This window comes from Novipirellula sp. (assembly GCF_041583735.1).
Classification (GTDB): domain Bacteria; phylum Planctomycetota; class Planctomycetia; order Pirellulales; family Pirellulaceae; genus Novipirellula.
The window spans coordinates 1-6,871 of record NZ_JBFHFD010000459.1 but is presented as its reverse complement, the minus strand read 5'-3'; the positions used below and the strand labels follow the sequence as shown (position 1 = coordinate 6,871).

At 55.4% G+C, this 6,871-nt stretch carries 7 protein-coding genes; 5 read left to right on the top strand and 2 right to left on the bottom strand.

Annotation, left to right across the window (positions count from 1 at the left end):
- A partial coding sequence (locus ABX962_RS25725) for a M60 family metallopeptidase (protein ID WP_372723618.1) occupies positions 1-1,547 on the top strand: 1,547 nt, incomplete at its 5' end.
- 191 nt (positions 1,548-1,738) lie between these two features.
- Here ABX962_RS25725 and ABX962_RS25720 read toward each other — a convergent pair.
- On the bottom strand, positions 1,739-2,455 hold the full coding sequence (locus ABX962_RS25720) for a hypothetical protein (RefSeq protein WP_372723616.1): 717 nt from the start codon (positions 2,453-2,455) through the stop codon (positions 1,739-1,741).
- Positions 2,456-2,905: 450 nt separating this feature from the next.
- Here ABX962_RS25720 and ABX962_RS25715 point away from each other — a divergent pair, with 450 nt between their 5' ends.
- The gene (locus tag ABX962_RS25715) at positions 2,906-4,552 is read left to right on the top strand and encodes an alkaline phosphatase (protein ID WP_372723614.1); all 1,647 of its coding nucleotides are present in this window, start codon (positions 2,906-2,908) and stop codon (positions 4,550-4,552) included.
- A 78-nt stretch (positions 4,553-4,630) separates the two neighbouring features.
- On the opposite strand, the gene ABX962_RS25710 is transcribed toward ABX962_RS25715, so the two are convergent.
- A complete protein-coding gene (locus ABX962_RS25710) occupies positions 4,631-5,062 on the bottom strand; it encodes a Fur family transcriptional regulator (RefSeq protein ID WP_372723612.1) in 432 nt (143 codons plus the stop codon).
- A gap of 366 nt (positions 5,063-5,428) precedes the next feature.
- Between ABX962_RS25710 and ABX962_RS25705 the strand changes: the two genes are divergently transcribed.
- The 3 genes from ABX962_RS25705 to ABX962_RS25695 form a co-directional block, all read left to right on the top strand.
- The gene (locus ABX962_RS25705) at positions 5,429-5,734 is read left to right on the top strand and encodes a hypothetical protein (protein WP_372723610.1); all 306 of its coding nucleotides are present in this window, start codon (positions 5,429-5,431) and stop codon (positions 5,732-5,734) included.
- A gap of 72 nt (positions 5,735-5,806) precedes the next feature.
- Positions 5,807-6,538 carry a class I SAM-dependent methyltransferase gene (locus ABX962_RS25700; protein WP_372723608.1) on the top strand — a complete coding sequence of 244 codons (732 nt, stop codon included), beginning with the start codon at positions 5,807-5,809 and terminating at the stop codon, positions 6,536-6,538.
- A 125-nt stretch (positions 6,539-6,663) separates the two neighbouring features.
- Positions 6,664-6,871, top strand: a 208-nt coding sequence (locus ABX962_RS25695) for a hypothetical protein (RefSeq protein ID WP_372723607.1), incomplete at its 3' end; no start/stop codon positions are given.

Here is a 6,871-nt window from a genome sequence, read left to right as displayed (position 1 = left end):
GCTCGGTCGACCCGCCTGTGAATCCAAAGACGACGTACAAGGTGCGGATCAATGCGTCTCAGCCGACCGCATGGGGGTCACCCGTCGCTGGACACGACAACCTGGCTCGGCGTCCAACGGGATGTTACCTTGCGCCCGGCAGTATCGTGTTGGTTGCGGTGCCGCAAGCCATGGTCAATAAAGGTTATAACATTCGGGTCGGTGCCCATTCGTGGGACCTGCAAAAGAAGCCCATCATCAAACGACTCGATCGCGTATCGTTGGTCTATCCGATCACAAAGACGTTGACCGGGATCGCGAATCCGCTTGGGGGTGGAATCTATATCGAGGTTCCCTATCAAGCGAATCTTGGCATTCAAGAAATTCAGGTGCGTGGTGCGGTTCGGGCACCCTTCTATTCGGCGCGCAGTTTCGAGACAACGCCTTTGGCAAAGTGGCGGAGTGAAGAGCAAAGGCAGCCGGCGCCATGGGCTGATTTTGAGTCGGACAAGTTCATGATGCAGGTCCCCAGTGCCTGGGTTCGACAACTGAACGATCCCGAAACCTTGATGCAAGATTGGGACAAAGCGATGGACGGCGTCTCGGAACTATTCGGGTATCCGTTGGTTCGATCAAAAACGGTGCTATATCTGCAAGCCGACGTAGCCATGCGCGGATCGGCGAACTTTCCCGGTTACCCGCAATCCAATTATGCCTCTAATCCCTACCAGCTTGAGCTCAATAAATCGAGGCACGCTTGGATGGTCAAAGGCCCCCAATACGCGGATTGGACAGTGTTCCATGAGGTTGGGCACTCACAACAGATTTCCAAGTTTCGTGGCGAAACGGAGGCCGTTGTGAACTTGCCACACGCGGCCATCATGAATAACAAGTTCGGGATGCCTCTGGATAAGGCGTTCGGTGAATCTGTCGGTGGCAAAACTCAAATGTCGTTGGACGAAGCGGCGATCACGTGGATGGTCACGGAAAACTTTCGGCAGGGCAAGCCGATGAATCATTCCAATAAGCCGGGCGATGAGATGAAGTATCAACATCGTGGCTACGGCAAGTACGTCGAGATCGCTTACTTATTTGGCTGGGATGCGTTGGGACGATTTTGGCGTGCCGAAAATGAACGCTGGAAACCGGGGGATCGTGTCCCGCAGAACTCCGATCCGACCGACGCCCGAATCTTGCGGTTGTCCAAGGCAGCGGGAGTGGACCTGACACCGCTAATTCATTTCTGGGGCATCCAGCCGCAGAACCCGGCGGCATTGGTAAGATCGATTCGGGCCGCGGGCTTGAAACCGTCGCCACGAATTAAGGAGCGATTGGAACACTATATGACGATCGTCCCTCAAAATAACGCTGATTTCCGCAGGCATACCAAGGTGGCTTATCCGCGAGGATTGGGGCAAGCAAAGGATCCCAAGTATGGGGAGGGGTGGTACCAAGTTTGGCTGACGAAATACGACGAGTCTCACGGGAATGCTGCTAAAGAGGCGATCCAAGATATCGTGCGTCGTTACTTCGACTCGCAACCGGATCGCCGATCGAGCGCAGGCTAGCCATAAAAGCGAAACAGCTCACTTGAAAGAACTGTCTTTTGCCATCTTTCGGTATACGATAACACGACGGATCGGAAACTCGCCCAGCGCTCAGTGACCTACATCCGTGGTGATCAGGCCACGGCAAATGTGTCGTCCATTCGTCATTGCTGATGTCCAAGGCCGAAACGGCAAAAACGCAACTTTTGTACTCACACGACTAGCAACAAACCCGCGTAACTAAACGCACCCAGTGCAAACGCCCAAAAACGGCTCTCCCGTTCTTCCGGCAACTCTTCCTTAAACGTGTTCAGCAGAATCCCACCTGACAAAAACGCGATCGTCGATGCCGTCAACGCTTCATGAAGCTCGGTGGTCACGCCGACCGCCCATCCAGCTAACACCGCCGCGGACAGCACCCAGCGTCCAGCATGGTGGTAACGCTGGCGATGGTGTTGCCGCAGCCCATGGTCGTTGACTAGAAAATGCAAACCGATGCCAACCAGATACAACGACAGCGATTGCAGGCCGCGATCTTCACGCACCAACAAGTAGCCGAGTAGCGCGTTGTAGATGCCATAAGAAATGATGTGCAACCAGAACGCCGGACTTTTCGATTCGCCCGACTTGGTTTTCGAACGGATCGCCATCTTCTCCAGCCCGTAGAAAACCACCAATCCGCTCAGCACCATCAACCACAGCAGATGATCGCCAAGCGATTGAAAACCATTCGCGGCCACGGTCGTGCGAAGTACCTCGTGGTGCTGTTGCAATTCAGGCAACAGGTGCACCAGGGCGTAGGCAACGGCCACACCACCGGCGATCGATAGCCAGCGACTACGAGGGATCACGTCAAGAAAGCGAAGACGCCCCGCAAACAGGTGGACCAACGCCAGGATGCACGCTCCGACAAACGATTCGACGACCATGGTTGCGGCTCCTCTCTTCGGATCGAGTTCGTGCTGATTTAGCGTAGCGGAAGTCGTCAACGGCTTTCGTTCGATTGCCGTATGCCACTCGAAACTTTTGATGGCTTGTTGATTTAATCCAAATGCAAATCGCAACGGTGAGCCTTGGGCCGTAAGGCACGGGGTAACGCGCGAGACTAGGCCGCTGACGCGTCACGGCTCAATAAAACAACAAGCCGTTCGACGAGTCCCGCTACCAGGAACGGCGTCACCGCGTAGGCCCAAACGGCGAACCTGCATTTTCGCTCCCCGCTGCACCGCGTTGCCTCATTTCCCATCACGCTTTCCGACTTTTGCAAAACAGGCGGCGACATGTGCTGTGCTTCGATTCACGATCGACTATTATAACCGTCTAAGGCTCCCTTCGTGATGCTTTCCCGCCCATCCGCTCGCCCACCCATCGAAGTGTAAATGATGCATTCAAACCCCAGTTCCAGGTTTTGTTTGTCGGTGTTCGCCTTCCTGATGATTATGGATGTTTCCCTGCCTGCGGTGGCGGAAAACGTCGATCCGATCGCGAAGATGCAGACAAATGCGGTTACCAGTCGACGCGCCGACTGGGGGCACTGGGGGCCCTCACCCGAAAAGTATTCGAGCTGGAAGACCCACAGCAATCGCTTGATTCCCGTATACACCTTCGGGATCGATTTGGATTCGGTCAGCGGAAAGAACAGCTTGTATCGCGACGCGTCGGCAATCGAAAAATTGTATGGCTCCGTTCCTGAGAACACGGTCAATCCGCAGGCTGACTATTTTGACCAGACGGACATTTACCATCTGCAAAAATCGGCCATCGCGTCTGGCAAGAAGCGTGTGATCTTGTTTGTGTTCGATGGAATGGATTGGGATACCAGTCGCGTTGCGGCGATCGCAAGGTCGGGCAAGATCTACCACGAAGGGCGTGGCGAAGGATTGCACTTTCTGGACTATCGAGGTGCAAAAACGGACTTCGGTTACTGTGTCACCAGCCCTCACAACGAAGGCACGTCCGTGGACGTTAACACCCAGACCGTTGTAAATCCAGATGGCAAACTTCGTGGTGGTTATGACGCCTCGCTTGGCGGCGATGCCCCCTGGCGACCGGTGGTCGACGCCGATTATCCGATCGGCAAGAGCAAAAAGACCAAACATGCGTACGCAGAATCGTCGGCAACCGCGACATCGTTAACCTGCGGGATCAAGACGTACAATGATGCGATGAACGTTGACTTTATGGGCCGCGAAGTGCTGCCGATCGCTCGCAAGTTACAAGACGATGGCTTTGCGATCGGGGTGGTGACGAGTGTGCCGATCAGCCACGCGACACCGGGATGTGCTTATGGAAACAACGTGCATCGCAATGATTACCAAGATTTGACACGCGACCTGATCGGCCGACCCTCGGTTTTCCATCCTGGCGGTTTGCCCGGAGTGGATGTGTTGATCGGTGGCGGCTGGGGGATCGACAAAGACAAAGACGGCGCACAGGGCGATAACTACGTTCCAGGCAACAAGTACATCGCGGCAGACGACTTGTCCGCGATCGACGTCAACAACGGCGGCAACTATGTCGTGGCTCAGCGAACTCCAGGCGTTGCGGGGCCTAAGGTCCTTAGCGAGGGGGTCCGCAAAGCCAAAGAGAGTGACAAGCGTTTGTTCGGCTACTTTGGCGCCCAAGGCGGCCACTTGCCGTATCAAACCGCCGATGGCAACTACGACCCCGTGGTCAGCTACGGCAGTTCGAAACCGGAAAAGGCCGAAGTCTATAGCGAAGCCGACCTGCACGAAAACGTCAAACTGGATCAGATGGCGATCGCGGCACTCGACGTTCTCGATTCACGTTCCGACCGTTGGTGGTTGATGATTGAAAGCGGTGACGTCGACTGGGCGAATCACTCGAACAACATCGACAATTCGATCGGTGCGGTCCACAGCGGCGACGACGCATTTGCCGCCGTCGTGTCGTGGATTGAACAGCACGGGGGCTGGGACGAAACTGCATTGATTCTGACCGCCGATCACGGTCACTATTTCAACCTGGATCGCCCCGATGCCTTCGTTCCAAAACCGATCGAATAACAAAAATGATCGACCGAGAGGGATACGAACGATTGGTTCTAAGACCGATTGTTTCGTCAGTCGCGAACGCTGGTCGGCTTAGCGGCACTCGTTACAGTGGCCGCGAAGCAGGATTTCGGTGACTTCACCGACCTTTTCGCTCGCTCGCTGGCTGCCCGCGGTCAGCTTGACGTCATCCAGACAGGAGACATTGCCGCAATCGACACAGAGAAAGTGGGGATGTGCCGAGTCATGCCCCGGTTCACCCATGATCGCTTCGAAACGCCAGACGTGATCGCCGACTTCGGTTCGACGCAACAACCCCGCGTCCACCATATCGTTTAAGTTGCGAAACGCAGTCGCCTTGTCAACACCGGTGGTGGCGAGATGCTCGGCGACGACCGCGTGGGTAAGCGGGGACGTCGCTGCGCGGAGTAATTGCAAAGTGGCAATTCGCGCCGGCGTGGCTCGTAGCCCCGCGTCGCGAATCGCTTGCTTGACCAGGTCAAGCGATTCGTCGTTCTTGGTCATTTTGGTTTCCAGCGTTTCAGAAGGCTGCAATACCCCATTCTACCTAAATGCAATGTCTTTGCAAGAAACCGTCTCGTTCCCAGCGAACCATGCCCCCAAGTTCTCCCCGTTCCGGTAATGGTCGTAGCGATGAATCCCCCCCCTTTCCTCGTAAACGCGGGCACGAGTCCCTCTCCCCCATCGAACCTAACCTACCAAAACGGTTACCTCTCCGCCTTTTCCGACGTTTGGCTCGCGAGCGTGCGACGGCATGACTCGTTGTCTCGTTCATCCCAAAAAAGTATTTTTGATCGAACACTATTTACATGCACACGTATTGCATGTGCGGCAGTCTTGTGGAGGCGTGACTTTTTTTGAAGGGTAGCCATGCGTTTGCTCCTGTCCTTGGTATTGAATTGCTTTGCCGGTGTTGCGGTTCATGCAAAGGATCCCGTCGCTCCGGTGATGGTTGTCTCCGACACCACGAAGGCAAACTTGCTGCCGCCTTTACCGCCAGCGACACCGCTGGTGGTTTTGATCCAAAGTGGCGACGAAACCTACGACGACATCAATGCAAGAGCGATGACGATCCGTATGAACCCGTCCAGATTGTGGTGGGCCGCGGCATCGGGATGCGAATGGCCCGACGACGAGGAATCGATAGCGGAAATTCGATTGCAGTGGGGTTGCTGAACCAGCAGACATGGTGCTGGAGACGGGACGTAGTCCGTTTTGATGACCAACAAAAACATTTTGGAGATAGCGATGAAGCAACAAGAGGCAGAACGGTTTTTCGACCGAGATTGTGCGTCGGGATACGATCAGGTGCAGACGCGACTAGCGCCGCTTCGAGATGCGTTGCATATGTTGATGGAGGCGATGCTTTCCGACATGCCATCGGTCTGTCGCGTGCTCTGTGTCGGCGCTGGCACCGGTTGGGAACTGATTCGGCTCGCTGAGCGGCACCCGCAGTGGACGTTCACGGCGGTTGAACCCTCGGCGCCGATGCTTGAGGTTTGCCAACGGAAGGCGGAAGAGCATGGAATTCGTTCTCGTTGTGTGTTCCACGGCGGCTACCTTGACTCGCTCCCCTCAACGGAACCATTCGACGTGGCCACCTCGCTGCTCGTATCGCAGTTCATTTTGGACCGAAATGATCGAGCGGATTTCTTTCGCGAGATTGGCGAGCGACTGAGAATCGGCGGACGGCTTGTCAACGCCGATTTGGCTGCGGACACCGATTCACCCGAGTATGAGAGGTTGCTGGAGGTTTGGTGGCAAGCCATGCGAACCTCCGATGTTCCGCCGGAAGGAGTCGAGCGGATGAAGGCGGCCTACGGTCGCGACGTCGCGGTGTTACCACCCGACGAAGTGAAGCGACTAATGGTGTCCGGCGGATTCGAGCCTCCCGTGCAATTCCTGCAGACGGGGCTGATCCGTGCCTGGTTCACGCGGCGGACTACCCAGGATCCATCGAAGCGTTCATCGAATAATTGAACCCTCACCCGTGGAAGTTTCGTTCAACCTTTGGCAAAGTCGAGCCGTTACGGATTACCGGTACCAGACGCTTCGATTTCGAAATTGCTAAACAGAGCAAGGGCTGGCAAATGAGTCTGAAAGCGATGAAACATATTCGTACGGTGTTCGTCCAGAGAGTGTCGCGTTCACTACTGGTGTGCTTTTTAATGGCAATCGTTGGTTGCGGGGTTAGCCGTGTAGAACCAACATCGATCGACACGATCGAAGACGGGCTGCCCATGATCAGCGGAAAACAATTGGACGAGTACGTTCGAGCGAGCAAATCACCGGTGCTCGTCGAGTTCGGAGTCG